This window comes from Brevibacillus aydinogluensis (assembly GCF_961514395.1).
GTDB lineage: Bacteria > Bacillota > Bacilli > Brevibacillales > Brevibacillaceae > Brevibacillus > Brevibacillus aydinogluensis.
Genome location: NZ_OY569118.1, coordinates 2,446,077 through 2,473,054 on the forward strand (window position 1 = coordinate 2,446,077; position 26,978 = coordinate 2,473,054).

General features: G+C 52.2%; 29 protein-coding genes and 2 pseudogenes. 11 read left to right on the top strand and 20 right to left on the bottom strand.

All coding sequences use genetic code 11. The features are described 5' to 3' along the window. The first annotated feature begins 113 nt into the window (after positions 1-113). From Q7F15_RS12055 to Q7F15_RS12065, 3 genes are read left to right on the top strand one after another with little or no spacing between them, the layout of a single operon-like run. Positions 114-1,106, top strand: a complete 993-nt coding sequence (locus Q7F15_RS12055; RefSeq protein WP_171565687.1) for an ABC transporter substrate-binding protein — start codon at positions 114-116, stop codon at positions 1,104-1,106. Positions 1,107-1,111: 5 nt separating this feature from the next. Beyond that, the gene (locus tag Q7F15_RS12060) at positions 1,112-1,909 is read left to right on the top strand and encodes an ABC transporter ATP-binding protein (RefSeq protein ID WP_304414413.1); all 798 of its coding nucleotides are present in this window, start codon (positions 1,112-1,114) and stop codon (positions 1,907-1,909) included. After that, positions 1,896-2,663, top strand: coding sequence for an ABC transporter permease (locus Q7F15_RS12065; protein ID WP_212132340.1), 768 nt, complete (start codon positions 1,896-1,898; stop codon positions 2,661-2,663). Before Q7F15_RS12060 ends, Q7F15_RS12065 begins: the two co-directional genes overlap by 14 nt. 42 nt (positions 2,664-2,705) lie before the next feature. Here Q7F15_RS12065 and Q7F15_RS12070 read toward each other — a convergent pair whose 3' ends face one another. The 3 genes from Q7F15_RS12070 to Q7F15_RS12080 form a co-directional block, all read right to left on the bottom strand. After that, a complete protein-coding gene (locus Q7F15_RS12070; protein ID WP_253264271.1) occupies positions 2,706-3,197 on the bottom strand; it encodes an arsinothricin resistance N-acetyltransferase ArsN1 family A in 492 nt (163 codons plus the stop codon). A 149-nt stretch (positions 3,198-3,346) separates the two neighbouring features. Then, complete coding sequence (locus Q7F15_RS12075; protein ID WP_212132338.1) at positions 3,347-4,213, bottom strand: permease; 867 nt, start codon at positions 4,211-4,213, stop codon at positions 3,347-3,349. Between the two features lie 55 nt (positions 4,214-4,268). Further along, a complete protein-coding gene (locus Q7F15_RS12080; protein WP_171565691.1) occupies positions 4,269-4,718 on the bottom strand; it encodes a MarR family winged helix-turn-helix transcriptional regulator in 450 nt (149 codons plus the stop codon). A 178-nt stretch (positions 4,719-4,896) separates the two neighbouring features. On the opposite strand from Q7F15_RS12080, the gene Q7F15_RS12085 reads away from it, so the two are divergent. Beyond that, complete coding sequence (locus tag Q7F15_RS12085; protein ID WP_304414414.1) at positions 4,897-5,943, top strand: flavin-containing monooxygenase; 1,047 nt, start codon at positions 4,897-4,899, stop codon at positions 5,941-5,943. 64 nt (positions 5,944-6,007) lie between these two features. Here Q7F15_RS12085 and Q7F15_RS12090 read toward each other — a convergent pair. The 3 genes and pseudogenes from Q7F15_RS12090 to Q7F15_RS12100 all read right to left on the bottom strand — a co-directional run. Further along, positions 6,008-6,181 (bottom strand): annotated as a pseudogene (locus tag Q7F15_RS12090) (low molecular weight phosphatase family protein); the annotation flags it as partial. A 202-nt stretch (positions 6,182-6,383) separates the two neighbouring features. Next, positions 6,384-6,650, bottom strand: a complete 267-nt coding sequence (locus Q7F15_RS12095; RefSeq protein WP_171565693.1) for a hypothetical protein — start codon at positions 6,648-6,650, stop codon at positions 6,384-6,386. Further along, the gene (locus Q7F15_RS12100) at positions 6,619-7,653 is read right to left on the bottom strand and encodes a TIR domain-containing protein (RefSeq protein ID WP_171565694.1); all 1,035 of its coding nucleotides are present in this window, start codon (positions 7,651-7,653) and stop codon (positions 6,619-6,621) included. The genes Q7F15_RS12095 and Q7F15_RS12100 overlap by 32 nt, the downstream gene beginning before the upstream one ends. A gap of 418 nt (positions 7,654-8,071) precedes the next feature. On the opposite strand from Q7F15_RS12100, the gene Q7F15_RS12105 reads away from it, so the two are divergent. From Q7F15_RS12105 to Q7F15_RS12115, 3 genes are all read left to right on the top strand, one after another. After that, on the top strand, positions 8,072-8,554 hold the full coding sequence (locus tag Q7F15_RS12105; RefSeq protein ID WP_171565695.1) for a DUF2975 domain-containing protein: 483 nt from the start codon (positions 8,072-8,074) through the stop codon (positions 8,552-8,554). A gap of 10 nt (positions 8,555-8,564) precedes the next feature. Beyond that, positions 8,565-8,780, top strand: a complete 216-nt coding sequence (locus Q7F15_RS12110) for a helix-turn-helix domain-containing protein (protein WP_171565696.1) — start codon at positions 8,565-8,567, stop codon at positions 8,778-8,780. A gap of 79 nt (positions 8,781-8,859) precedes the next feature. Then, positions 8,860-9,657: a DUF817 domain-containing protein gene (locus Q7F15_RS12115; protein WP_304415535.1), complete on the top strand. Its 798-nt coding sequence runs from the start codon at positions 8,860-8,862 to the stop codon at positions 9,655-9,657. 179 nt (positions 9,658-9,836) lie between these two features. On the opposite strand, the gene Q7F15_RS12120 is transcribed toward Q7F15_RS12115, so the two are convergent. Then, positions 9,837-9,995: a hypothetical protein gene (locus Q7F15_RS12120; protein ID WP_171566549.1), complete on the bottom strand. Its 159-nt coding sequence runs from the start codon at positions 9,993-9,995 to the stop codon at positions 9,837-9,839. Between the two features lie 187 nt (positions 9,996-10,182). Here Q7F15_RS12120 and Q7F15_RS12125 point away from each other — a divergent pair, with 187 nt between their 5' ends. Together Q7F15_RS12125 and Q7F15_RS12130 are read left to right on the top strand one after the other, a co-directional pair. Beyond that, positions 10,183-11,655, top strand: a complete 1,473-nt coding sequence (locus Q7F15_RS12125; RefSeq protein WP_171566548.1) for a recombinase family protein — start codon at positions 10,183-10,185, stop codon at positions 11,653-11,655. 22 nt (positions 11,656-11,677) lie between these two features. After that, a pseudogene (locus tag Q7F15_RS12130) lies at positions 11,678-11,782 on the top strand (ABC transporter permease); the annotation flags it as partial. A 154-nt stretch (positions 11,783-11,936) separates the two neighbouring features. Here Q7F15_RS12130 and Q7F15_RS12135 read toward each other — a convergent pair. After that, positions 11,937-12,902: a tetratricopeptide repeat protein gene (locus Q7F15_RS12135; RefSeq protein WP_171566547.1), complete on the bottom strand. Its 966-nt coding sequence runs from the start codon at positions 12,900-12,902 to the stop codon at positions 11,937-11,939. 105 nt (positions 12,903-13,007) lie between these two features. Then, positions 13,008-13,382, bottom strand: coding sequence for an ATPase (locus Q7F15_RS12140; RefSeq protein ID WP_171566546.1), 375 nt, complete (start codon positions 13,380-13,382; stop codon positions 13,008-13,010). A 294-nt stretch (positions 13,383-13,676) separates the two neighbouring features. On the opposite strand from Q7F15_RS12140, the gene Q7F15_RS12145 reads away from it, so the two are divergent. Further along, entirely contained in the window at positions 13,677-14,111 is a 435-nt protein-coding gene (locus Q7F15_RS12145) for a DUF2621 domain-containing protein (RefSeq protein ID WP_171566554.1), read from the top strand. Positions 14,112-14,188: 77 nt separating this feature from the next. Beyond that, positions 14,189-14,428, top strand: coding sequence for a hypothetical protein (locus tag Q7F15_RS12150; protein WP_171566545.1), 240 nt, complete (start codon positions 14,189-14,191; stop codon positions 14,426-14,428). An 86-nt stretch (positions 14,429-14,514) separates the two neighbouring features. Here Q7F15_RS12150 and Q7F15_RS12155 read toward each other — a convergent pair whose 3' ends face one another. The 11 genes from Q7F15_RS12155 to Q7F15_RS12205 all read right to left on the bottom strand — a co-directional run bounded on the left by Q7F15_RS12155 (position 14,515) and on the right by Q7F15_RS12205 (position 26,973). Next, on the bottom strand, positions 14,515-15,702 hold the full coding sequence (locus tag Q7F15_RS12155) for a CaiB/BaiF CoA transferase family protein (protein WP_304414415.1): 1,188 nt from the start codon (positions 15,700-15,702) through the stop codon (positions 14,515-14,517). Between the two features lie 22 nt (positions 15,703-15,724). Next, the gene (locus tag Q7F15_RS12160; RefSeq protein WP_304414416.1) at positions 15,725-16,876 is read right to left on the bottom strand and encodes an alpha-hydroxy-acid oxidizing protein; all 1,152 of its coding nucleotides are present in this window, start codon (positions 16,874-16,876) and stop codon (positions 15,725-15,727) included. 18 nt (positions 16,877-16,894) lie between these two features. Then, entirely contained in the window at positions 16,895-17,674 is a 780-nt protein-coding gene (locus tag Q7F15_RS12165) for an enoyl-CoA hydratase/isomerase family protein (protein ID WP_304414417.1), read from the bottom strand. Between the two features lie 26 nt (positions 17,675-17,700). Then, positions 17,701-18,354, bottom strand: coding sequence for a methionine ABC transporter permease (locus tag Q7F15_RS12170; RefSeq protein WP_497197336.1), 654 nt, complete (start codon positions 18,352-18,354; stop codon positions 17,701-17,703). Between the two features lie 9 nt (positions 18,355-18,363). Then, positions 18,364-19,386, bottom strand: a complete 1,023-nt coding sequence (locus Q7F15_RS12175; protein WP_304414418.1) for a methionine ABC transporter ATP-binding protein — start codon at positions 19,384-19,386, stop codon at positions 18,364-18,366. A 116-nt stretch (positions 19,387-19,502) separates the two neighbouring features. After that, a complete protein-coding gene (locus Q7F15_RS12180; protein ID WP_304414419.1) occupies positions 19,503-20,309 on the bottom strand; it encodes a MetQ/NlpA family ABC transporter substrate-binding protein in 807 nt (268 codons plus the stop codon). Between the two features lie 366 nt (positions 20,310-20,675). Next, complete coding sequence (locus tag Q7F15_RS12185; RefSeq protein ID WP_171566544.1) at positions 20,676-21,419, bottom strand: LytR/AlgR family response regulator transcription factor; 744 nt, start codon at positions 21,417-21,419, stop codon at positions 20,676-20,678. 252 nt (positions 21,420-21,671) lie between these two features. Next, the gene (gene lanM, locus Q7F15_RS12190; protein ID WP_304414420.1) at positions 21,672-24,521 is read right to left on the bottom strand and encodes a type 2 lanthipeptide synthetase LanM; all 2,850 of its coding nucleotides are present in this window, start codon (positions 24,519-24,521) and stop codon (positions 21,672-21,674) included. A 15-nt stretch (positions 24,522-24,536) separates the two neighbouring features. Next, on the bottom strand, positions 24,537-24,719 hold the full coding sequence (locus tag Q7F15_RS12195) for a mersacidin/lichenicidin family type 2 lantibiotic (protein WP_304414421.1): 183 nt from the start codon (positions 24,717-24,719) through the stop codon (positions 24,537-24,539). Then, positions 24,716-26,215, bottom strand: coding sequence for a hypothetical protein (locus Q7F15_RS12200; RefSeq protein WP_304414422.1), 1,500 nt, complete (start codon positions 26,213-26,215; stop codon positions 24,716-24,718). Before Q7F15_RS12200 ends, Q7F15_RS12195 begins: the two co-directional genes overlap by 4 nt. Next, the gene (locus tag Q7F15_RS12205; RefSeq protein ID WP_171566540.1) at positions 26,200-26,973 is read right to left on the bottom strand and encodes an ABC transporter ATP-binding protein; all 774 of its coding nucleotides are present in this window, start codon (positions 26,971-26,973) and stop codon (positions 26,200-26,202) included. The genes Q7F15_RS12200 and Q7F15_RS12205 overlap by 16 nt, the downstream gene beginning before the upstream one ends. Positions 26,974-26,978: the final 5 nt, after the last annotated feature.

The window sequence follows — 26,978 nt, forward strand, 5'->3', positions numbered from 1 at the left end:
ATTCTGACGTTCAGGTGCCTGTCAGGTTGCTGGGCATTCACCCTTTTTTCCGAGGGCGCATACCCTACATCAAGCAGATTGTTCAGGCACTTGCCTTGTCAGGAGGGATGATGATGAAGCGACTGCTCTCTCTGGGGCTTGCCGCCGGACTGGCGCTGACGGCGCTGTTGACCGGCTGTGCCGACGCCCCGGAAAAAATACGGATCGGGGAAGTAACCCGATCGATCTTTTACGCCCCCCAGTACGTCGCGCTGGAAAAGGGCTTCTTCAAGGAAGAAGGGCTCGACGTGGAACTGACCACCACGTGGGGCGGCGACAAAACCATGACCGCCCTGCTCTCCGGCGGCATTGACGTGGCGCTGGTCGGTTCGGAGACGAGCATTTACGTCGCCCAGCAGGGAGCGGCCGATCCGGTTATCACCTTTGCCCAATTGACGCAGACGGACGGCACCTTCCTCGTCTCGCGCCAAAAAGTGGAACACTTCAGCTTCGACCAACTGAAGGGCAGCGTTTTTCTCGGCCAGCGAAAAGGCGGCATGCCGCAGATGGTCGGCGAGTACGTGCTGAAAAAGCACGGCATTGACCCGCACAACGACCTGCAGTTGATTCAAAACATTGAATTCAAAAACGTCGCGTCCGCTTTTGCCTCGGGGACGGGAGAGTACGTCCAGCTGTTCGAGCCGCAGGCGTCCCAATTCGAGGCAGACGGCATCGGGTACGTCGTCGCTTCGTTCGGCCAGGAAAGCGGCACGGTTCCCTACACCGCGTACATGGCCAAACAAAGTTATCTCGAGAAGCAGAAAGCCGCTATCCAAAAGTTTACCAATGCCATCTACAAAGGGCAACAATGGGTGGCCAGCCACTCTCCCAAAGAGACCGCCCAGGTGATCGCCCCCTACTTCCAGGAGGTCAGTCCGGAGATTCTGGAAAGCTCTGTCAAACGCTATCTGGAGCAAGGCTCGTACGCCACCGACCCGATTCTCGACGAATCTGAGTGGAACCTCCTGCAGGAGATCATGGACCAGGCAGGTGAACTGAAACAGCGCGTCGATTACGCCAAGCTGGTCAACACCACGTTTGCCAAAACCGCCAAGGAAGGGAAGTAAGCGATATGAACCAGCTTCTTTCTGAACCGGCCAAAATCGAGCTGCGTCACGTCACCCATCTCTACGTCACGACCACTCGCGCGTTCATGGCGGTCAAAGACATCAACCTGCGCGTGGCGGAAGGCGAGTTCATCTGCCTGGTCGGCCCCAGCGGCTGCGGCAAAACGACACTGCTCTCCCTGATCGCCGGGCTGGAAAAACCGACAGCAGGCAAGATTCTGATTGATGGACGGCCGGTGGAGGGCACTTCCCGCCAGGTGGGCTACATGCTGCAGCAGGATTTTCTGTTCAACTGGCGCACGATCGAGGAAAACATCTTCCTCGGCCTGGACATACAGGGCATCCGCAGCCGGGAGACGGAAGCGTACGCCCTGCACCTGCTGGAGGAAATGGAACTGGCCGACGTGCGCAAGGCGTATCCGGCACAGCTTTCCGGGGGGATGAGGCAGCGGGTGGCGCTGGTACGTACACTCGCCTGCCAGCCTGACATCCTGCTGCTGGATGAACCGTTTTCGGCGCTGGACTACCAGACCAAACTGAAGCTGGAGGACCTGATTTTCTCCACGCTGCGCCGCCACAAAAAAACGGCCGTACTGGTGACGCACGACCTGTCCGAGTCAATTGCGATGGGCGACCGGGTGTACATCCTGGCGCGCAATCCCGGACGCATCCGAAGCGAAGTGGCCGTGCCGCCAGCAATCCGCGATGCGCTGCCGTTTGAAGCCCGCAATCGTCCCGGGTTTCACGAGTTGTTTCACCAGGTGTGGAAAGAGATGGAGGTGGTGACCGATGCAGCCACATGAGATTGAGGCGATCCACCGCAACCATTTGCGACGGATGGCGAAACAGCGCTGCCTGGTCGTCGCCACCCAACTGGCCCTGTTTCTGCTGTTCATCGGCATCTGGGAAGGGCTCGCCCGTGCCAACGCCATCAACGTGCTGATCTTCAGCTACCCGTCCAAAATGTGGCAGTTGTTCTGGTCGATGATCCTGGACGGCAGCCTGCTGCCGCACGTAGCGATAACCGTGGGAGAGACCGTTGTCGGCTTTCTGCTGGGCACGCTGCTCGGCACGCTGCTCGCCACCCTGATCTGGTGGTCCCCCTTTCTCTCCCGGGTGCTGGAGCCGTATCTCGTGGTCGGCAACAGCATGCCCAAGGTGGCACTCGGCCCCGTCTTCATCGTCGGTCTGGGGCCCGGCCTGGTCTCCGTAATCGCGATGGGCTGCGCCATCTCCGTCATCATTACCACGATCGTGATCTACACCAGCTTCAAAGAAGTGAATCCTAATTATGTCAAGGTAGTCCAGACGCTGGGCGCCAACAAGCGGCAAACCTTTACGATGGTGATCCTGCCCGCCACGATTCCGACAATTCTCTCCACGCTCAAGGTAAACGTCGGCCTCTCCTGGGTGGGCGTGATCGTTGGCGAATTTCTCGTCTCACAAAAAGGGCTGGGCTATCTGATCATCTACGGCTTTCAGGTGTTTAATTTTACCCTCATGAAGGTAATGAAAATACCTGCATTACTCGTACGCGCTGGTGTTCCCTCCAGGTAAGCATTATCAGCCCTTCTGTCCAAGGAATGTCTCCCCATCCTCTCAAAGAATTTTTTCCATGGCCATCACATCAACGAAGTTTCCATCCAATATACCTTGGTTGTGAAACACACCGACTACACGGTACCCGCATTTTCTGTAAAGACCTTGGCCAAGTCCGTTAAACGGAAAGGTAAACAACACGATTTTGTGAAATTTCTGGACGCGCGCTACCTCCTCAAGCCTGTTTAACAGTACCTTCCCGACGCCTTTTCCTCGGTAAGACCGCTCAATATAGATTGATAAGTCAGCGACGCCGTCATAGGCACATCGATTCGAATAACGGTTAAGAGAAGCCCATCCAATGACGGCACCATTCATCTCTGCGACAAGAACGGCGTATCGCCCCTGATGTTCATCAAACCACTTTTTGATGTACGTGTAGTCCTTCTCTTCTGATTCCAAGGTCGCGATTCGGTCAGCAATCCCTTGATTGTAGATCGTGAGGATTGATTCAAGATCTGCCGCACTTGCAGCTCGAATGCAAAGGTTCATGACCGGAATCCCCCTTTTCACAGTCCTCCGACTCATTTGGGCTGCAAACAGAATCTTTTGTATCCTTGACCTCTTCGATTTTTACCTTGCAACAAGAACCCTCTTTTTTTCCAAACAAACCTTTCAAGAATCCCATGTTATACTCCTCCTCAGATAATATAGAATAAAAATCCAGACATGGTGGACATGGTGAACACAGATACAACAAACGCTCCAACTAATCGCTTTTTAAAAATAGAGTGAAGCAGTGTTAACTCTGGCAAGCTTGCTCCCGCAGAACTGATCATAAGCGCCATTACTGGACCAAGAGCCATTCCTTTTGCAATCAAAATTTGCGAAATGGGGATCATTGTCGAGAGTCGAATATAGAGCAGAATACCAATAATGGCTGCGATTGGCACCATCCACCACTTATCTCCACCTATATAGGTCGTAATCCATTCGGTAGGTACAGCACCATGAATGACAGATCCAATCGCAGCACCAATAATGAGATAAGGATAAACCGATTTTATCAGTCCCAATGTTTCGGCGAAGGCAGCTTTCAGGCTAAAGGACTTGCTTGACTCGTTGTATCCAGTCATGACAACTTGTTTAACTTGTGTTTCAAACCCTAATCGTTCCAGGGTAAACCCGATGATCACCGATAACACGGAAGTAATGACAGTATAGGCAATCGCTACTTTTACCCCGAGCATTGTTCCCATGAGGGTAATTATAGTTGGGTCTAACACCGGTGATGCGAAAAGGAACACCATCACAATCCCGAAACGGATTTTTTTGTTTAACAAGTTCACAACCACCGGTATGGTTGAGCAAGAGCAAAATGGTGTAACGAACGCGAATACCAATACCATAAAGGCACCCAGGGCTGTGTTTTTCCCCGCCAAAAAATTTTCAAGCTTTTTATAAGGGATAAAGCTCTGGAGAAAACTGATGGCAAACGAGATCACAATAAACAATACCGTTAACTCTAATGCGATCCATAAAAAACTGTCCAGAACTTCGCGCCACATGTTCACCACCCCTATTTATTTGCATTTTACAAGTATTTTAGAAAGAAAAGTGGGTTTAATCACCCATGGGATTGCAGCATTGCTTGGTTCTAGCCATCGCTTGATTCAACAATTGTAGGGAACGAATCACCGTTTCTTTTTCAAATTGGCTCATATGAGAAAAGATATCCTCATAATACGAGCACATTAGCCTATCAATATAATCATGAATGCGTTTCCCTTTTTCCGTTAAGGAAAGGATATGCACCCTGCGGTCTTCTGCATACGGAGTCTTTTTTACGAGTTCTGCTTCAACCAATGCTTGAACCTGGCGGCTGAATGTCGTGACATCCATTCCTAAAATCTCAGCAATTTGTTGCATGGACGGCTGATGGTTCCGGTTGATTTCGTATATGATGTGGCTTTGCACAACCGATATGTCAATTCCATCTACTGAACAACAGTTTTTATTTAGAAGTCCAATACGCCGAGTCATCGTCTGTAAAATTTCACGTATATTATCCATTTCCTCACCTCTTTACCCATTTATACACGAATTACTTGCAATTAGCAAGTTATTTTTATAAATTCTTTATGTAGAGATTAATTGGTACCTATATACGCAATTGTTGTAAGTGAACACTAATAATATTTTTCTAAAAATCACATCGTTATAATCCGATTTTGCGAAAGGAATGATTAAGGTGCCCCCTATTTATGATTGTATTGTCATCGGTGCCGGTCAGGCTGGTTTAGCGGCTGGTTATCACCTTCAACAACAGCAGCTTAATTTTCTTATTCTCGAAGCTGCTGATAAACCTGCAGGCTCATGGCCACAGTATTATGACAGCCTTACCTTGTTCTCCCCTGCTCGCTACTCCTCCCTTCCCGGGCTGCCGTTTCCAGGAGATCCCACTCGCTATCCTGTCCGAGATGAAGTCGTATCGTATTTGATACATTACGCCCAATATTTTAACTTGCCTATTCGGACCAATACCTCAGTTACTGATATTCAAAAGGAGAAACATTTGTTTTTGCTCGCAACTGGATCGGGGGAATTATTCCAAGCAAAAAATGTAATCGCTGCTACGGGCGGATTTAGTCGTCCATTTATCCCTCATATTCTTGGGATTGAACATTTTCAGGGGACCACTCTTCATTCCAAGGATTATAAAAACCCCTTTCCCTTTCAAAACCAACGAATTGTAGTGGTCGGGGCAGGTAACTCAGCGGTCCAAATTGCAGTCGAGTTGGCAGCACATGCAGACGTTACCATTGCCACACGCTCGCCCATTCTCTTTAAGCCACAGGTAATTATCGGTAAGGATGTTCATTTCTGGGTCACGGTGCTTGGGATCGACCAAACTGGTTTTGGAAAATGGCTGCTTCAGTCAAAACCAGAGGGTGTCCTGGATACGGGGAAATACCAGAAAGCCATCGAGAATCAAAAGCCAAGTCGGAAGGAGATGTTTGTCCAATTTACGAAAGATGGCGTTATTTGGTCAGACGGTACGGAAGAACATGTTGATACCGTCATCTTCGCCACCGGTTATCGTCCGAACGTCAATTACCTTTCCTCTCTTCAAGCTTTGGACAAAGATGGCTCCCCTTTGCATCATAAGGGCGTCAGTACAACTGTAAAAGGTCTGTATTATGTTGGACTCCCTTGGCAACGCTCTTTGGCATCAGCGACACTTCGTGGGGTTGGGAAAGATGCGAAATATGTGATCAATCATATGAGGAATACCTAGCTATATGTTCTTTCTAAAGTAAACGACCATGAATCGCATGGTCGTTTACGAATGCCCCTACTTCCTAGATACCTTCAGCAAGAAATTTTTCAATGCGAGCTTTGATGGAATCACGTACAGTACGGTATCGAGTCATAATTTCTTGTTCGGTTCCTGTTGCTTTCGCAGGATTGTCAAAACCCCAATGCCATTTCACGATGTTTTTATTGGAAATAACAGGGCAATGTTCATCTGCATACACGAGTGGTTTTTTATCCATGATCTATTCTCCTTTTGTATTGTTTGTATTGTTGAAATATCTCTTATGAAACCAAAGCGTAACGTTTACTACTTCAATCATGACTGACACTTCTGCCAAGGGACCGATAATGGCTGCAAACGCTGCACCCGAATGAATCCCGAACACCCCTAAAAAATGAAGGAGGCTCGTCGCCCCCTGTTTATCCAAACATCGGTTCGTCAAAATGAACATTGCGCGTTGCTACAATTCGAACATGGTCATCATTCTTGGTAACACTCGGACCGTCAGCGTAAATTTCTTGAAACAGCTTTTCATCGGGTTTCGCATATTTTTTCCTGGCCTCCATGGCAGCCTGGACCGCAGCTTTTCTTTTTAATGTAATCGCAAAGTCGGATGGTGAATGAACGACGAACGCTCTGACCTTTCTGCCAATCTTAGTAAATTTGCGCGGGTTGTTGTTCAACATATGCTTCAACTCCCCTTTCCAGAAACGTATTTAACGAACTGAGGATTGCTTGGTTTTCCTTTTCAATAAACTGTTCCAGCAGCGCATCGTATCGTTCTTCAGGCACTTGTCTATTGATAAGCAAATGGACGGTCACCACAAACGTTTTTGCAATCGGAATACAGATGATATATTCGTATTCACCGCGAACCGTATTTTGTTCTTTAAAAGCCATGATGGATTTGTTGGACAAGAAGGACTCAACAACCCAACTCTTATCCTCCGGGAACCTCTCATTATGATCCAAGCTGTACCGTTTTCCTTCATCTACGTCTCTGGCGTGACCGATTTGTACCAGTTCATCTTCAACGAGGGAAAATAGAGTTGCCGCTGATGGGCTGAATCCGTCGGGAGTTGAACAGGAACCAAGAAAGTTCTCCATGACCCGATTGTATTTAATCGCCGTGTGATTGCTGTGTTTTACCAACGAGTAAAGAAAATTGACTTGAGCGGTGAGGCGTTTGTTTTTTTCCATTATATCACGCGAATCCTGTCTGCGGCCGAGCCTGTTGATAATTTCACTGAGTTGATAGGCAAACACACTGACGGCTGACATTGCGTTATCGTCGTCTCGATCAATCTCGTATTCACCTGGAGTAATGCCAAACAAGTCCGTGGGAATGCGGAAGTCTGCAAGTCCTCTTGGCTTGACGAAGAAAGCACGGTCAGCACCAAGTTTTCCAATGGAAAGTCCAAGTTCAAAAATCACATTGTCCCGTGCTGCTGTCAGTTCCGCCCCCCGCAGATATGTACGATCGTCCGGAGAGAAAATAAATACGGCAAAATCTGTCGCATCGAGGTGATTCAACAGACTTTGTAACGCTGTTTGATTTAGTTGAAATATCCCATGTGACCAGATTGTGACCTGGGCTTCATGTGTCAGTGAAGCATGGAGCGCTCGTGCCAGTCGGTGTCCCTCTGCGGAAGAGCCAATGAAAACTCTGGGTTTTACCGCAACATTCATGGTACGCCCCCTCTCACACCGAAAATGAACGTCATCTCAATTGGTAAATTTCCGTCTATTTTCTACATTATTCAGCCGTTCGCCATCCGTATACCTTTTTCGTGCCGATTCTTTTCCTCCACTGTGTCAGCTTCAAAAACCACGCTCTTACCCCAAGGCATTTCCACCTCTTTCCATTTTCGCATATTGGATGCAGAACATTGCCAGACAACTGCTATGCGTTTTGGTTCTTTTTACTATCGGGATAAAGAGCCATTGGAGGTAACGATTCAATGGCTGCTTCCGTATTTGTAAGCGCGGGAACGCCTTGTTCCACAAAAAAACAACAAAAATATATCTTTTTACGGCATTTTTTTATTGAAAAACGATAAATTGAGTGGTAAAGTCAAAGCGAATTCAGCAAAGTGAGGGGTTTTTTATGAGACGAGGAACAACACTCTTTTTAAAGGGAGCTGTTATTCTGATTGGAATGCCAGTTCTCGCCATGTGCCTGTTTTTGGTGCCTGAGATCGCCAATTACGCAGCTGAATTGTATCCGAATATCGCGATGATGAAATATCTCGTTTTTATCCTTTTGTATGCAACAGCGATCCCTTTTTACGTTGCGCTGTATCAAGCGTTTAAACTTTTAAGCTATATTGACCAAAATAAAGCCTTCTCAGAATTATCTGTAGTCGCTTTACAGAAAATCAAATACTGTGCCATTACCATCAGTATTTTGTACATGGCAGGCATGCCGCTTCTCTATCTGATGGCTGAAGCTGACGACGCCCCAGGCATCATCGTCATCGGATTGGTCCTGATATTTGCCTCCATGGTGATCGGCGTTTTTGCTGCGGTTCTCCAAAAGCTGTTGCAGGAGGCTATCGAAATCAAAGCAGAAAATGATTTGACGGTCTGAGGTGAGTAACGTGGCGATTATTATCAATATTGACGTGATGCTGGCCAAGCGGAAAATGAGCGTTACAGAACTATCGGAAAAGATCGGAATTACAATGGCCAATCTTTCCATATTGAAAAACGGAAAGGCAAAAGCAATTCGATTATCAACTTTGGATGCGATTTGCAAGGCGTTGGATTGTCAGCCTGGAGACATTTTAGAGTATAAAAGCGACGAAAACACGTAAGGTTCTAAAGAGAATCAACATAACCGTTTGTGAATCTGCGTAGAAGGTGAACAATTTGAAACGACGATTATTCCATGCCATGCAGCAGCTGGTACGCTTCGGCTGGCAGCAGGCGCTGTCCTGTGTCTTTCCTGTGGTCATCTTTGCCTCACTGGCTCTGACAAAGTTCATTCACCTTCCCTGGCTGCCCCGTTACGACTGGCTGCTAATCATCTGCCTGGCCATGCAGGTATGGATGCTGCGCTCCGGTCTGGAAACACGCGACGAGCTGAAGGTGATCACCGTCTTCCACTTGATCGGTTTGGCGCTGGAACTGTTCAAGGTGCGCATGGGGTCCTGGTCATACCCGGAAGAAGGCTGGACGAAGGTGTACGGAGTCCCTCTCTACAGCGGATTTATGTATGCCAGCGTGGCCAGCTACCTGTGCCAGGCCTGGCGACGCCTGAAGGTAGAACTGGTTCGTTGGCCTTCTCTCTGGTTGGTTACCCCGCTTGCCGCTGCAATCTACCTGAATTTCTTCACCCACCATTTTTTGGTTGACATTCGCTGGTGGCTGGCTGGCTTGGTGCTGATCGTCTTTAGCCGAACCTGGGTTACCTATGAGGTCGGCCGTCATCGCTACCGGATGCCGCTTATCCTCTCCTTCGTGCTGATCGGCTTCTTCATCTGGATTGCGGAGAACGTCGCCACCTTTTTTAGCGCGTGGGAATACCCGAATCAAGCCGACAGCTGGCGTCTCGTCCATGTAGGTAAGGTCAGCTCCTGGGTTCTGCTTGTCATCGTCAGCTTTCTAATCGTCGCCTCGTTGAAACAAATCAAGGAAAAGCGAACTGAGAATGGAAAAGACAGCGGCACCCCCACTCGTCAGGAGAATTAAGTGAAAAGAGGATGAGAGAGCGCAATTGCTCCTCATCCTCTTTTTGTACTTCGACATTGACCACATCATCGATACCCAAGGCAATGCACCGAGCAATGATGAGAGACTCACTTACTTGATGCCGATGCTGTCCATTTTAACCTCCCGTTGGGCTTGTCCGTTTGCCCGAGATCGGGCAATCAGGCAGAATTCGCCTGCTTCTTTCCTTTCTGCTTCTGCGTCAGTATGCGAATCATGGCTGGCAATAATGCGGTATATGCCATTTCAAGCCGTTCCTTGCTTGGATAGTTGGGGTCGTTTCGGGGATAATCAGGCGGCAACGTCACAACAACCTTCATGTTCATCCCCTCCTTTAGTGTCACTTTATGTCGAGCAGCTTGTTTAACATGACGCTCAACCCGGCTCACCCTCTCAATGGCTGTGGAAATCACGGTCAATTTTGGGGAAGCAGCGCAACGTATCATTTGCGTTGCAGACACGGAAGAATTGCTGCATATGCATTCCTGTAGGGAGGGGAGTCGCATCATGAAAAAAGCCGCTTTATACATCCGTGTCAGTACGGACGAACAGGCGAAAGAAGGATATTCCATCCCTGCTCAACGCGAGCGGTTAACGGCCTATGTAACATCGCAAGGTTGGGAAATCGCTGATTACTACATCGATGAGGGGGTGAGCGCGAAGAATACCAATCGTCCTGAATTACAGCGCATGCTCAATGACATCCACTGCGGGCTGATTGACGTTGTGCTTGTGTACCGGCTGGACCGGCTGACGCGATCTGTCCTGGACTTGTACAACCTTCTTCAGGAGTTTGATCGTTACAACGTAACGTTCAAGAGCGCTACAGAAGTATACGACACGACAACAGCGATCGGCAGGCTGTTCATTACGCTGGTTGCCGCCCTGGCTCAATGGGAACGGGAAAACCTTGGGGAACGCACGAAATTCGGCAAAGTGGAAAAGGCCCGGCAAGGAAAACGGCCAGGCGGGAAAGCCCCTTTTGGATATGACAAAGTAAATGGAGAGCTCGTTGTGAACGAGAAAGAAGCAGAAACTGTCAGGATGATCTTTCGGCTATATGCCAAACACGCCAATCTCAATAAAGTAACCGAAGAGTTATATCGTCAAGGGTGCAGAACGAAAAACAATGCCATTTTTTCTGTCAACACCGTCCAAAAAATCTTGAAAAACCCGATATATATCGGCACACTCCGCTATAATTACACCACCCAAACAGGCACCATCACAACCGTAAAACCGGAAGAAGACTGGATCATCGTTGAGGATGCGCTTCCTCCCATCATCGATAAAGAGGAATTTTATTTTGTTCAAAAAATCCTCGACGCACAAGCGATGAAAAAACCACGGAGTGTAGCTTCCGGGTACCTCTTTTCCGGCCTGGTGACATGCCCGAACTGCGGCAGCACGTTGAACGGAACCACTTACCACAGCAAAGGAAAAAAGACGCCAGGTCAGCCTATCAGGTATTATCGCTGCTCGTTTACAAAGCCAGGTGCTTGTCATCACTTCCAAATCCGTGAAGACAAATTGGAGCGCTTGTTTTTGGCTGAGCTGCGCAACCGTACCGATCAGATCAGGCGTGAGGTAACAGGAGACAAAAACGCTTGCCTGAAAGCCGCAAACCTTGACGACTACAAACGAGAACTGGAGTCTCTGAAGCAGAAGCGCAAACGCCTCCAACAGCTTTTCATCACAGACCTCATTGAGATGGATGAACTGCGAGAGCAGCTGGAGGCGTTCAATACTCGCCAAGCCGAGCTGGAACAGTTGATTCAAACCGAGTCCGAACAGCTGGAAAACCGTTTCTCAAATGAACAATTGCTCTCCCTGTACGAAAATCTGCAACAGTCTTGGGAAGAACTGTCCTTTGAGGAAAAGAAACAATTTGTGTCTATCCTGGTCAAGAGCATTACGGCGCAAAGGCACCCGAAAGAGCCGCGCGGATATGTATTGGAGTCGCTTGTGTTTCACGGATGATTTTTTAAGCAGTTTTATTACCTTCACGCTGGTCATGGTGAGCCTGGCGATCATTGCGGTAGTCGCCACCCTGATGTACCAAGGCGTCGCCGTGCTCGAACGGATGCTCACCCGCCAGTTTCAATAGAGGCTTGTCACCGGCGCCAATCCGCTTTCACAGGGAACGGCGCCGGTCTGCGTGAAACACGTTCCGTTCGTCCACGGCACAGACTCACCCGCTTCTCCCCTCACACAAAAAACGTCCGGCTGTACATACTGCCGGACACCTGGATGCAAACGGGCTATTGCCAAAACTTCCACCAACTCTTTTTGTTCGATTCTGCCTGTCTGGGTACCGTCGGCGTCTGCGCCTGCTCCCGCATTGCTGCTTCCGTCTCCTGTGCTCCCGGCACCCGGGCCAAAAATTGGTCCACCATTGGCTTGTACTTGTCGGCCAGATGCTGCTGCATCTCACGCAGGATGGCGATGGCCTTCTCCTTCTGGTCCGTGGCCAGCAGCGCGTTGGCGTAGTTGAAGCCCGCGTACGGGAGTTGGAATGTGGGCGTCCAGTACTCCTCGCAGATCTGGATCAGTTGATAGACGTACCCGGCTTGTCCAAGTTCGCCGGTGACAGTCATGACCACGTCTTCCTTCCCCTTGGCACCGTCGATGGCCTGCCTGTACCACTGCACCGCCTTCAGCAAATTGTCCTCCGTCAGGAACAGGCGCGCTATGTGCAGCTGCGGCATCCACGCCCCTTCTTTGGCGGCAAGCGCCTCAAGCCGCTGTTTCAGCTCTTCCCGTTTGCCAAACTTCAGGAAGCTTTCCATGTACATGTTCAGCCCGTTCTCCTGATTGGGGTCCTTGAACAGTCCGGCTTCCAAGGTTTCAAACGCTTTGGCCTCGTCGCCCTCATAGGCGTAGATTTTGGCCAGATTGGTACAAGCTGTGCCGGAGGTGGGAAAGCGCTCCAAACAGTCGATCAGCATCGCCTTGGCCTTGTCGAACTCAAGCGCCTGCATGTGCACCACGGCGCGAAACAAGATCGCAGACTCGATCGGTCCGTACAGTTCCAGCAGTCGATCAGCCGCGATGGCCGCCTGTTCGGTGAACTGGTCGCGCACCAGCCCCATCGCAAAATCGCGGAGCTTTTCCTTCTCGTCCCAGTACTTGTCCAGATAGTTGGGGATTACTTTCTTCTGGAAATCTTCGCGCGACATCTGGATCGTTTGGCCAAATTCGTTGGTAAACGTCACAAAATCCGACATGCAACAGCCTCACTTTCGTCTCTGTGCCATGTCAAACAGGGACATGCCCCCAAGAAGAAGAACGATTTCCTCGCAAGGAAACCGTTCGCTGTCCAAGGGCCCCCGTTAGATCCAGGCTTTTATATTCACTTTGCGAATGAACTCTTCCATTGATTCCTTTACCGGGTCGCCATTGTCCGCTGCTTCATCCTGCATGCCCATCAGTTGGCGGAAGAGAGCCTCGTTGCGGGTAGCCAGCGCAAAGTCAAGCAGTGCCTCCCGTTGGATGCGTTCCGCCTCCTGCTCGATCAGCTTCTCTTCCAAGGCGATGTCCTCTTCCGGTACAGCGTACTGCTTATCTATCTTTGGAATGCGCACAATCCACGCAAACGCGCTGTCGGGATTTCGATCACGACCAATCAGGTACCCGTATTCACCAACCGGCAACCCTTGTTCAAAGGTGTCAGCAATGATGACGACACGTTGTCCTAGCTTGAACATGGGCGTCAGCTCCTTTTGAGTCTCATTCTAATAATACTAAATTGTATGTGCGCTTGGGAAGAGTAAACCGCCTACTTCGCACATCTGCCCGTCAACTGTATCCCAAATGCCGCCTTCCGCTTCTCCTCTCGGCTGCCCTGCCCGCTTGCAAACATCCTGCGCTTCCAGTACGCTGTAACCAGGTACTTTCGGGAATGGCGCACGACGTGTGGAAAAAAGATTTGTTGGAACGCGTGAAATGCGCTATAGTTGCGCTTAGAAGAACTGGATTGAGGGGTTGCATACGCAATGCAAATGTCCACGGGTTTTTCCTTGTTTATCATCGGCTGGTCGTTTGTGCTGGTCATGCTGATGGGCATCGGCGGGTTTTTCATGTTCCGCAAGTTCCTGAAATCCATGCCAAAACAAGACGGCAAATCGGAGCTGGACTGGCAGGACTACTATATCGAACAGACCCGCTCCATGTGGACGGATGAAGGGCTTGCCCTGCTCAACGAACTGGTGGAACCGGTGCCGAATCTGTTCCGCGATGTGGCCCGCCGCTCGATCGCGGCGAAGATCGGCCAGCTCGCCCTGGAGGAAAAGGCGACGACCATCACCACCGAGCTGATCGTCAAAGGCTACATCATCGCCACGCCGAAGCGGGATCACAAGTGGCTGATTCAGCACCTGCAGAAAAAACAGATCGATTACACGCCGTACGAACGCTATCTGCAAGCGAAATCGTAAGCTCGTCGTCCTTCTGAAACCGGGCGCCCGCCTGTTCGTACATACAGGTAGACCCCCATGACAAGGAGACGATGAGCATGTCCATCATTCTCACCATACTCGGCATCGGCCTGCTGCTGTTGATCATCGCAGCAATCGTGGTGATCGCCCTGCTGAAAAAAGGGGCCGGTCTGCTGATGAAAACAGGCGGATACCGCCGCTACAGCAGCAGCGATTACCGCCACCGCGGCCACTTCGGCCATTTTGGGCACACTTCTTATGGCCATAAGCACTACCGCCGCAAACACAGCAGCCACAGCGGTTTTTTCAGCAGTTAACAACCCGGCTTCAACAGTGAACAGCCCCTTTCCCTCAGAAAGGGGGCCGTTTGCAGGCAACGTCCGTGGTGTGGACGAGGATGCTGTCAGATGATCTGGTTCTCCTCTAGCTCCCGGATTGCTTCTTCCGAATACTTCAGTTCCCGCAGCACTTCCCTGGTGTGTTGGCCCAGGCAGGGAGCCGGGCGTCTTACTTGTCCCGGTGTTTTGGAAAACTTCGCGGGAAACCCCAGATTTACAATTGGCCCGGCAGCGGGATGCTCATACTCGATGATCATCTCACGCGCCCGGATATGCGGGTCGTTCATGGTTTCGTCATACCGGTATATGGGGCCGGACGGAATCCCCGCCTTGTCCAGCTTTTCCAGCCAGTACTGGGACTCTTCGCGGATGATGATCTCCCGGATGATGGCCTCCAGTTCGTCCACATGCCGGATGCGGTCGCTGTTCGTGATGAACCGGGGGTCTTCCAGCAGTTCCGGCCGGTCAATCACGTCCTGGCAAAAACGCTCCCACAGCTTTTGATTGGCCGCGCCGATCAGAATGTGCCCGTTTTTGGTCTGGAAACCTTGATAGGGGGCGGAGACGCGATGAGCAGAGCCGTTCGGTCCGGACACTTCCCCCGCGCCGAAATAGGCGGCCGCTTCCCATACCGTCCACGCCAGTCCCGAATCTACCAGCGACAAATCGATGTACTGGCCTTCCCCTGTCCGAATCTTGTGGACATAGGCCGCCAAAATGGAGTAGAGCGCGGTAACGCCCGCCGCGATGTCGTGGATGGCAATGCCGCTTTTGACGGGTCTGCCCCCCTTTTCACCGGTCATGCTCATGATCCCCGACAGGCCCTGTGCCATAATGTCAAACCCGCCTTTGTGACTGTACGGACCCGTTTGTCCGTATCCGGAGATCGAACAGTAGATCAGGCCGGGGTTGACGGCTCGCAGGGTTTCATAATCGATCCCCAGCTTGCAGGTCGTGCCGGGCCGAAAGTTCTCGATAAAGACATCAGCCGTTTTGACAAGGTCATACAAAATGGCACGGCCCGCTTCTTCCTTGATGTTCAAGCGGATGCCCCGCTTGTTCCGATTCACCATCATATAACAGTAGCTTTCATCTTTCACAAACGGCCGCATCGTCCGGGTGTCGTCCCCGTCGGGATACTTCTCCACCTTGATCACGTCGGCTCCCAAATCCCCCAACACCATCGTGCAGTAGGGACCGGCAAGCACCTGCGTCAGGTCGACGACTCTCATGTTTTGCAACGCTTGCTGCATGTTGGACTCCTCCTGCAGTGTTTTACAGCCGAGTGAGAATGCCGCGATTCAGGTCGCTGACAGATTTGCTGCCGGACAGGGCCAGTGACACATCCAACTCGCTGATCAGCGTATCGATGACGCGCGCTACTCCTTTTTCCCCCGCAACAGCCAGGCCGTACAGGAACGGACGTCCAATCAGGACGGCATTCGCTCCCAGCGCAAGCGCCTTGATGATATCCGCTCCCGTGCGAATTCCGCTGTCCAGCAGGAGAGGGATACGTCCCCCCACCGCTTCCGCAACGGACGGCAGTGCATCGAGACTGGAGATGGCTCCGTCCAACTGCCGTCCCCCGTGATTGGAGACGATCAGGCCGTCGACTCCATGCTCGACGGCGAGCTTCGCATCTTCGGGATGCAGAATGCCTTTGAACAAAATCGGCAGACGGGTCTGCTGCCGCAAAAAGCCAATGTCCTCCCAGCTTAATGCCGGGTGATAGATATTGCGAAGAATTTCCTGCACGGCGGCCTCTTCGTTGACGACCGGCAGCCGGGAACAGAAAACCGGGTCGTTGATGTAGTTAGCCAGTCCTTTGCCTTCCTTGAGCGGCGAATACCCGTTTCGGAAATCACGCCGCTTCCATCCAAGCATGATCGTGTCGACGGTCAGCACAATCGCACCGTACCCGGCCGCTTCCGCCCGCCGCACCATGCTGGCGGACACCTCCCGGTCATTGGACCAGTAGAGCTGGAACCAGCGGGGCGCATCCCCCATGGTCTCGGCGATCTGCTCCAACGAATAGGTGGATACGGTGCTGGCGATAAACGGTACATTATAGGCAGCCGCCGCCCGTGCAGTCGCAAGCTCTCCCTCCGGATGGGCGATGCCCTGCATGCCGATCGGAGCCAACAGTATGGGCGTGTCCAATTGCTGACCAAAGAGCGTGATGCTCAGCGTGCGGTCGGACACGTCTCGGAGCATTCTCGGCACGATGGCCCACCGCTGAAACGCAGTGCGGTTGGCCGCAAGCGTCTCCTCCGCTCCCGATCCGCCGCAGATGTAATCGAACGGTCCGTCAGGCAGTATAGCTCGTGCCCGCTGTTCCCAATCCTCACTCGAGATGGGCAGTGCCTGCGTGTCCTTGTCGATTTTGGTAAACTGTGCGGTTGCCGTTCGTTTTTCTGCTTCCACCATGGTTCGCTTCCTTTCCCTTTACGAAAATCGCGGTTGTCTTTTCTGCAAAAACGCCTGTACGCCTTCGCGGTAATCCTCCGAGTGAAACGATTCCAGCACCATCTGCGCCAACTCCGGACTTTCCTCGATATGACCGTCGAGAATCGCCTGCACCATTTTTTTGGTCCCGTGTATGGACACTTGGGAGCGCTCCGCCAGCAGGCGGGCAAATGCGTAGGTCTGCTCGACGATCTCATCCTGCGAATAAATGCGATCAACCAGGCCGATCCGGCGGGCTTCGTGGGCATTAAGTGCATTGGCCGTGTAGAGGATCTCCTTTGCCCTGGAGGGACCGACGAGATCCACCAGGCGCTTGGTGCTGGTCAAATTGTACACAATCCCCAGCTTGGCCGGTGTAATGGCAAAGACGCCGTCGTCCGAGCTGAAGCGAAAATCGCACGAGAGCGCAATATCCAGCCCGCCGCCAACTGCGTACTTTTGAATCATGGCAATGGTCGGCTTGGGAAAGCGGTGCAGCCGGTCCACCGCCCCCATGGACTGGTCGTTGTAGCGTTTCGCCTGTTCCGGGGAAAACCGATTGGAGATAAACTCGCTGATATCCGCTCCCGCAGAAAAGGCGGTGTCATCCCCCCCGCGAATGACCACCACTTTCGTCTCCTGGTCATTCTCTAACTGCAGCAGCAGCGTGGACAAGGTGCCCCACATCTCCAGATTGAGGGCATTCCGCCTTTCCGGCCGATTCAGCACAATCGTCGCAACGGCCCCTTCCTTTTCCACAAACAGATGCTGTTCTCCCACATCGCTCGCTCCTTTCGCATGTGCTGTCAGTCTTTTTTGTATTTCGCCGCCATCCGGTTGCCGATGGTCTGCAAGCCCTGTACGAGGAGGATCAGGATGAACACAGTGACGTACATGACATCCACTTCGTAACGCAGATGCCCGAAGCGGTACGCCAGATCACCCAGCCCCCCGGCGCCGACCAGACCCGCCATGGCGGTCGCGCCGACCAGGCTGATCACCGCGATGGTCAGGCCCAATACAATGGAGGGACGCGCTTCCCGAAGCAGCACATGCCAAATGATGTCACGCGTCCGGATGCCCATCGACTTGTACGCTTCGACCACGCCGCTGTCCACTTCCAGCAAGGCGCTTTCCATCAGACGGGCGATGGACGGGGCGGAATGCACGATCAACGGGACAATCGCCCCTTTTACCCCAATCGTTGTTCCCACCACCAACTTGGTAAACGGCAGGATGAAGAACAACAGGATGATAAAGGGGATCGACCGGATGACGTTGATCACGAGGTTCAGGAGCTGATAGACAAACCGATTCTCCCACGCGTTGCCCGTTCGGGTGAGGATCAGCAGCACGCCCAGGGGCAGGCCGATCAATACGGAGAACAGCAGGGATATGGACACCATTTGAAAGGTTTGCACGACGGACTCCCCGATAATGGTAGGCGTTCCTGGACAAATGTTTGCAGATCAGACATGGCCCCTCTCCATCTCCTCCACGTATACGCCTTGTTGCTCCAGAAAGGCAATCGCCTTCTTCGTCTCCTCGCCCTCTCCCTGCAGATGGACCACCAGCGACCCGATCTTCTCCTGCTTCAACTGGATGATTCCTCCCGCCAGGATATTGGGAGAAACGTCAAACTGCCTGCTGACCGCTGCCAGCACCGGCTTCCCGGTGCTTTCCCCCACAAAGGAGAGCCTGACCACAGGCCCATTCTCCCGCAGTTCCCTGAGCAGGGACGGGGGCAGTTCCCGGTGGTAGGTCCCGTTGACAAACCGTTTGGTGGTGCTGTGTCTGGCATTGGCGAAGATGTCCACCGTTCTCCCCTGTTCAATCACTTCCCCCTTTTCCATCACCGCCACACGGTCGCAAATCTTCTGGATTACGTTCATCTCATGGGTAATCAGGAGAATCGTGATCCCCAGTTCCTGGTTGATCGTGAGGAGAAGTTCCAGAATCGACTCCGTGGTTTCCGGGTCCAATGCGCTGGTCGCCTCATCGCTGAGCAGCAGTTCCGGCTCCTGCGCCAACGCGCGGGCAATCGCCACCCGCTGCTTTTGTCCCCCGGACAGTTGGCTGGGGTAGGCGTCGTGCTTGTCTTCCAAACCGACGATGCGCAGATACTTGCCGACACGCTTGTCGATCTCCTGTTGACTGACATCCATCAGGCGAAGCGGGATGGCGATGTTGTCGTAGACCGTGGCTGTCTTCAGCAGGTGAAACCCTTGAAAAATCATCCCGATCTTTCGCCTGATCGCCAGGAGCTCGTGTTTGGGCAGACGGGTGACATCCGTGCCATTGATTTCAACCGTCCCGGACGTCGGGGTCTCCAGCAGATTGACACATCGGATCAACGTGCTTTTGCCTGCCCCGCTGTACCCGATGACTCCGAAGATTTCCCCTTTTTGCACTTCGAGCGAGACATTGGTAAGCGCCCGAACGATGCCTGTTCTCGTATGAAAGTGTTTGGACACGTTTGTCAGCTTGATCACGCTTGCACTGTACCTCCCTCCCCGACAAAAAACCATCCCCGTCGGTGCCGCGCAGCACCACCCGATGCCAGAAAGGAAGCCTCACCGAAATGAAGCTTCACGGGCTGCCCGGGATGTTACCACAACGGAATAACCGATCCCTGGAACGTCTCTTCGACGAATGCTTTTACCTCGTCGGAACGGTACGCTTTCACCAGTTTTTGCACCACGGGATCATCCTTGTTTTCCGTCCGGACCACAATGACGTTATGATGCTTGGACTCTTTCTGCTCAAGGAAGATGGCATCCCGCCCCGGATTGAGATTGTTCTTCAGCGCATAGCTGGTATTGATGGCTGCGGCAGTCAGGTCGTCCAACTGCTTCGCGATTTGCGCGGCGTCCAGCTCGACGAACTCCAGCTTGCGGGGATTGTCTGCGATGTCCAGCACAGTCGCTTCCCCTTCGATGCCATCCTTGAGCTTGATCAGCCCTGCGCCTTGGAACAGATGCAGTGCCCGGTCACAGTTCGTCGGGTCGTTCGGCAGGCCGATTTTATCACCTTCCTTGATTTCGGAAATGTCTTTCACTTTTTTGGAATACATGCCCATCGGATTGAGCACGGTTTCGCCCACAGCGGTCAGCTCTGCGTTGCGCTCTCGCTTGTAGCTTTCGAGAAAGGGGATGGTTTGATAGCTGTTGGCATCAATCTCCCCTTCCACCAGGGCAACATTGGGCATTTGAAAATCAGAAAACGCCTTGATTTCCACTTCCACGCCGTCTTTGGCCGCCACTCCCTTCACTTTTTCCATAATCTGTTCGTGCAGGCCGGACGTCACCCCCACGACGATTTTCTTCTCATCCAGCGCGCCGCCCGTATTCCCGCCGCATGCGGCCAATGCCAGAACGAGCAGACCGGAAGCCAGTACACCCAGCATGTTTTTCATGTTGTCTCCCTCCATATTCATACTATACCTATTTGTATACTATGATTTATTATTGCACGTAATCACGGGTTTGTGAGGATGCTCACAACCTGTGTCACGTAAATTTGAAAATAGTATACGATGGCTATATATCCAAGTCAACCACTATGTTTTATGGGATTACCCCATAATTCACTTGATACTTTCCCGGTCATGCTGTCATCTCATGGCTCTCCAAACAGTCGGCTTGGTGCCGTCTCTCTTTGTCCCGCGAAAACAAGCCTGAAAACACAATAATACCCTCCTCTGCGAGAAGGGCTAACGCTGCATCGGTTTGTCCGGGGGTTTCTCAGCATCCGGACTTTATTTAATCCAAAGATGGCCATTTTAGCCAATGTTGACCATTTTGTACAACGTTCCGATTTTGTTTTTGCTTACGTATGCAATCTCCTGCAAACCTTTAAAGGTGGCGATATACGTTTGGCCTGATGGATAAATTTTGTGAAGATATCGCAAATTGATCAGATAACTGCGGTGAGTCCGAAAAAAGCTTGTCGCATGCAAGCGTTTTTCAAATGAACACAAGCTTTCGGAAACTTTTATTACTCTGCGGCGTTCAGGGGAGTGAAGGTAGATTTTGGTTACCCGTTTTTCGGATGAAATCAAGACGATGTCGCGCTGATCAATAAACTCAATCTCATTGTTGTTGCGGATGCCGATAAAACTGCTTACAAAACGAGGGTCCGCCCTTTTCCCGAAGAGATAGCACTCAATCTTGTAGAGGCTCTTGTGCAGCCTCTCCCGTTCAAAGGGCTTTACGATGTAATCGACCGCATCAATTTCAAACGCCCAAGATGGGTGGGTGGAATCGGCCAGCACCAGAACTGATTCCGTATGCGGAAACAACGTAGCAAGTTGTTGGGCCACATAGGTCCCTTTTTGATCACGCAATTCAGGATCGAGAAACACGATATCCGCTTTGTTCCGAAATACTGCATCAATCGCCTCCTGTCCTGTTGTCGCGATCCCGGTAACTCCCCACATCCTTTCTGTCAATAAATTGGAGAGGAATTCACATGTCTCTGGGTCCTGATGAGCGACGATCGCTGTAAAATACATGTCCACATACATGCCTCATTACCCCTTTGGTCTCAACTCCATCCTATGAACCAGAGTCTTTTTTTCCTCTTCAAATTCTATCATTCTCAATATTTTCTAGTCCAGCATATATTTACCAAACATTACTTCTTCATAATTTCTTCATAATTTTCTTCATATATCCACGCACCGATTGGTGATTTCCGCCCGTTTGCACTCCATCATGACAGGAACTGTTATCCGCCCCCCCATCAACCAGCATCGAGGAAGCATTTTCTCCATGACCTACATGTAAAGGGCAAAAGGAGGAACCTTTTCCGGGAATGATGAACGCAACAGTGCGTATGCGATTCCCGACACCCCCCGGTATAAGCCGGGTGTATCGGATGAGGACGGAGAATCAAACGTCCAGCCTGTTCGAGCGGCCAACTTTTGAGCAAGTTTTGCTGCCTGGCGGATGCAATCGGGGTCATTGAAACACTGTCCGCCGAGGAGAAGCACTTCTACCGCTCCGGCCGTTCCGCTCGCATATCCATCATTGGGCAAGGTTTGCTGAGCAAGCTGTTGAAATTCTCCTTCTGCAATTTCTCCTTCTATGGATTTGAAGCAGGCGCCTGGCTCTCCGCCCAAGCCAAGGCAATCTGCAAGTACATGGAGACGCTCCCACTGGGAAAGGTTGTGCAGGGACGGACGCTCGAAATTCAACGCGCCCGCAGATGCCACTCCCAGTCGTTCCAGACGTTTGACCAACGGGAGAACCCATTCCTTGCCCTGGCTGTCCTGCTGCAGTTTTTGATACAAGCGCGCGGCGATTTCGTACACCGCCGTACGCGCCGCCTCCGTTTGATCCGCTTCCCAATAACACACAGATGCCTTCGCCGCTTCAAACAAGGACACAACGTTCTCCAAACGGTTTTCCCGCACCTCGCGTATCAGCAACCCTGCCTGCTCTCTCGCCCATTCCGCATAGCGAACGTCTCCGAGAAAACGGTGCAGCATCACGCTTCCATACAGGACATCTGCCCGGCGGATGGGACGCTTGCTGCCCAGGAGCGTGTGAAACGCAGCCAGGCCTGTGTCGATATAGCTCCCTTCCTTCAACATCGTCCCTGTACCCACCAACAACAGCGACAGACCGACCAATCCGTCGGAGAGGGACCCATCAAGCACATCGTAACTCCACTGACCGAACCGGTTGCACTGAAAGCCAATCCAGGTGGCTTCCGTACGAAGCGGATTCCAAAAAGCCTGATCAACCAGGTGGTTGGCAATTCCCCGCAAACACCCGAGCACGTCCCCCCCGCTCACTTCGACCGCTGTCGGCCGGCTGTCTCCACCTCCCCCCTGCACGTCCATGCGCTCACGTTTGGTGGAAAGGATCGTCTTCCGGATGATGGCAAGGGATTTTGCCAGATCGTCTTCCCCCAGCAGATCCAAGCGGCGCATCACGCGATCCCACCCGCTTGCTTGCGACATGGTGACCACGCATCTGCCTTGCGCGTCCCGGACGTCCCTGGAGTCCGGTTGGGTCGTGAACAAAGGGATGTCTCCGTACAGCAGGTCCCGTTTTTCATGCGGAACAAATTGCTTTCGCAGCGGATATCGCTTTGTCCCGAGGTACAGTCGATCCAGCAGCTTTTCGCGGTCCCGTCCGCTTTTCAGGTAGTCAGGGTGATTCCCCGCCTGCAGAAAATTGTAATAGTGTTGGGTGGAACGGATCACATAGCGAATGCGAACGCGGCGGAACCGGTCCAATATTCCCCCTTGAGCCGTCAACTCCTGTTTGCGTTCAGCGAAGAAGCGGTATATCCATTCAAATCCCTTTTCAATAAACGACAGAAAGTCGACGGCCTTCATCCTCTTGCCGTCCAACATGGGCAAATTGTCAAACGGAGGCAAGGGGAAGGAAGAGCGCCTGAATACGGGAAGATCGTCCCCTTCCGTATCCAGCCATTCCACTGAATACGTGACTTCCGACTCATCGCCGCCCAGACCGCTGAATTCCACCCCCGGCTGCCCCTCGGACGGATAAGCCAAGACGGGCAGCAGTCCTGTCCGCAGGGGGGAATCGAACAGATACTGGCTGGCGATTCCTTCGGCCGTACCGCTGTCAAATTGGAAAAACGGCGTTTGGAACAGCGTCTCCACATCGATATAAAGGGGATGTTCCCCGTGCGCGATCACATTTTCCGCATGAAAATCATTTCCGTCCAACAGATGCCAGATGGCCAAATAGGCCCCCTGTCTGAAGAAAAATCGCTGCACTTCCTCCACAGACTGGCATTCCTTCGGTTCAACATACGGCACCCAGCCGCACACTTCACAATCCAGAACGCGTTGGACGTAAAACGGGCAGGGGAATCCTTGGTCGTTCAAGTATGCCAACAGGGATTGAACACATACATCCACAGCCATTGACCGCGGTTTGTAGACGACGATTTGATCGCTGTTCGACACAAAAAACAGTACGCTTCTGCCGCGGTTATGGGGGTCGGATACTCCCCCGCGCACCTCCGCCAGCTTGCCAAACGTCCCGTCCATCAGTGCCTGGATGTTAGGGAAATGCTGGACGAAGTGGCTCAGGGCTTCCAGCGAAAACTGAATCCAGTACAGCGTACGCGTCGCCAACAGTCTCCCCAATACCGGATACTCCTCCAACGTCGCCCGGAAAAATTTCGGATCACGCAGCTTGCTTTCCGCAAATGAATGGAGCCGCTCGGAGGCGGTCTGCCCCGTTAGTTCGTTGGTCAAATCAGCGATATGCAGCTCCATGGCCAATGCTCTCGACGCAATGTCATGCAGTTGTTCTCCCAAGGCGACCAGCAAGCTGTTTACCAATGACAGCTGATCCACTTCCACTGTTTCTGGTCCAAACCCCAGTTCGGGGATTGCTTCCGTCCATCGTTCGCGCGCAAAATGCAAAAAAGGTTCCACAAACGAAAGAAACGGAAGGCTTGCGTCCTCGTTTCCGGGAAGAGGCGTCAGCGATACGGCGGAATGGAACTCGGGTCGATTAGCAATGGTTTCCAGAATGTCCTCCCATCCCCGGTCGAAGTCACCCACCGTATCAACATTTGATTGCCCGACAACAGAAAAATCCCCCGGGTAGGATGCTGCCAGCCATTTTGTTTTCATCGATTCACCCCTCTTCTATTCCTGATCCAGAATCTCCTCACTGAGTTCATCCAACGGATACCCGGAGGGGTGCGGAACTCGTCCGAGGAGGTGAGACAATTGCTCGCGGTAGTCGGGATCTTTCCAGGCGCGGATTAATTCTTCCACCCTGATCTTCTTGCCGTTTACCTCGACCCATCCCTCTTGATCCACAATCATTGAACGAACCCTCTCTTTCTGCCCAATACCAACAGGATCAACGGCGGAGCTGCAAACACGGCCCAAATGAGCGCGGGTTCCAGCCACATATCCGTCCATACTTTCCAGAAGGCCCCGATATAAAACAGTGCCCCCCAAAAGGCCACCGCCGACAGGAGCGAGCGGGGAACCTGTTCCAGCATCACCTGTTGACCGGACTGCTCTTCCATGACCTGTTTTTTCAGGCCGCTCTTGTCGAAGGTGAGAATGCCTACCTTAAGCAAAACGGTAAGCGTGGAGATCAGCAAAGTATTGCCCAGCCCGGCAGCAATTGCCCAGCCCGGCTGTTTCGTGCAAACGCCCAACAGGAGACTGCCGATGAACGCCGGCAAGGTGATCAGGAGCGATGCACTGGCTGCTTTGCCAGCCACCAGCGAGGTGTAGGAAATGCCAGCCACCTGATACAGATACACGCATTCCCGTTCAGCTGTATACAGCGTGACGGCAATCTCACCAAAGACCAGAGCGGAAAGGAATACGGAGATGAAGGGAATCAGCGAGCTGGCGGCAACCGACACGCCCCAGAACGCGAATTGACCGTCATTTGTATGACTGCTGATCAACCAGGCAAGGCCAAGCAATAACACTCCCCATACGATCAAGCGGATTTTGGTGATCGGATTCCGCCAGATGACGGCCACATCCTTCGCCTGAATTGTTCCGGGAATTCCGGGAACGATGCGAACAAAACCGGACTTGGTGGACCGTACCGTGTGTCCGGTCTCCTGCATGCGAAGCCACCCGTCTACATACCACGTCCCTACCCTGCGAGGCATCAGCGCCAATACCAGTCCGGGGATGCCGAGGATGCCCATCGCGTACAACGTATACCGCTCCAGTGCTGCAACATCAGCCGACGCGAACATCGGCATCCGCACCAGCAGGTAAGCCACCCCTGCAATTACGGCGATAAAGCCTACAATGGACAAGCCAAACAGCATCTTCACGAGCCGCGGCTGAAGGTACACAAAGACGGCCAGATACAAACGGCCCAACAGCTCCCAGAGGGCGTTGGCCGCAAACGACACCGCAAAAACGGCCGCCATGGCGGTTATGCGATCGAGCCCCTGAAAATTCCCCGTCAACGCATAGGAGAAAATCAGGGCGGACCATCCCATCATCGGCAGGGAAGCAAGCCACATGCCGGTCAGGTGGAGAAAAGGCGGGGCTCCCGAGGCGACGATGAGAGGCATGAGCCGATGCTGGTACATTTGGGACGAGACGTCAAAAAACAGGCGCAAACTTCCTACCAGCATGGCCTCAACAGCTGCCAGATACAGCAGGGCGGTTAGATCAAAGTTAACCAGCAGATGAGCCACACGGTCGACCAGCAGAAACGCAACGAGCACTTCGCTCAACCGCATCCACAGCGCAGGTTTCAGACGACTGTGGCGGAAACCGGTATTCCAACGGGGTTTCAGGTAGAGCAAACAGATGGATTTCAACTGGTCTGACATGCCTGACTCCCTCCTTGTCCCTCTTCCCCGGTCAACGACAAAAAGATTTGCTCAAGGGTGGCGTTGGGCATCTCGACGACAGACCTCAGCTCCTCCAATGTCCCCTGGATTTTCAATTGCCCTTTATGCAAAATCGCGATGGTGTCCGCCAATTCTTCCACGATATCCAGGATGTGTGTTGTCAAGAAAACGGTACATCCTTCGCGAGCAACTTCCTTGATCAGTTCCTTCACTTCCCGGCTCGCTCTGGGGTCCAGACCGTTGGTGACCTCGTCCAGCAACAAGACTTCCGGTTTGTGGATCAAGGCGGCTGCAATCGCCATTTTCCGTTTCATCCCCAACGAAAAGTCGCGAATCAAATCATCGGCTCGCTCCGACAACCCCATTTGTCCCAGCAATTGATCAGCCCGCTGCCTGGCAGTCTCAAGCGGAATCCCGTACAATCCGCCAACGAACCACAGCATTTCACGAGCCGTCAGCCCTTCGTGCAGCAGAGGGGTGTCAGGAACATACCCGACCTGTTTTCGCGCTTTGCGATCTTCCCAGATATCCTGGCCCAGGATATGCACCTTTCCCCCCGTCGGCCTCAGCTGTCCGGTCATCATTTTAATCGTCGTGGTTTTCCCGGCACCGTTATTTCCCAGGAATGCAAAAATGCTTCCCTTTTTCACGTGCAGCGTGAGATCGTGAACGGCTTCGAAATCTCCATATCGTTTTTTCAGGTTCAGGAGTTCAATGGAATATTTCTGATCATTCATGTTTT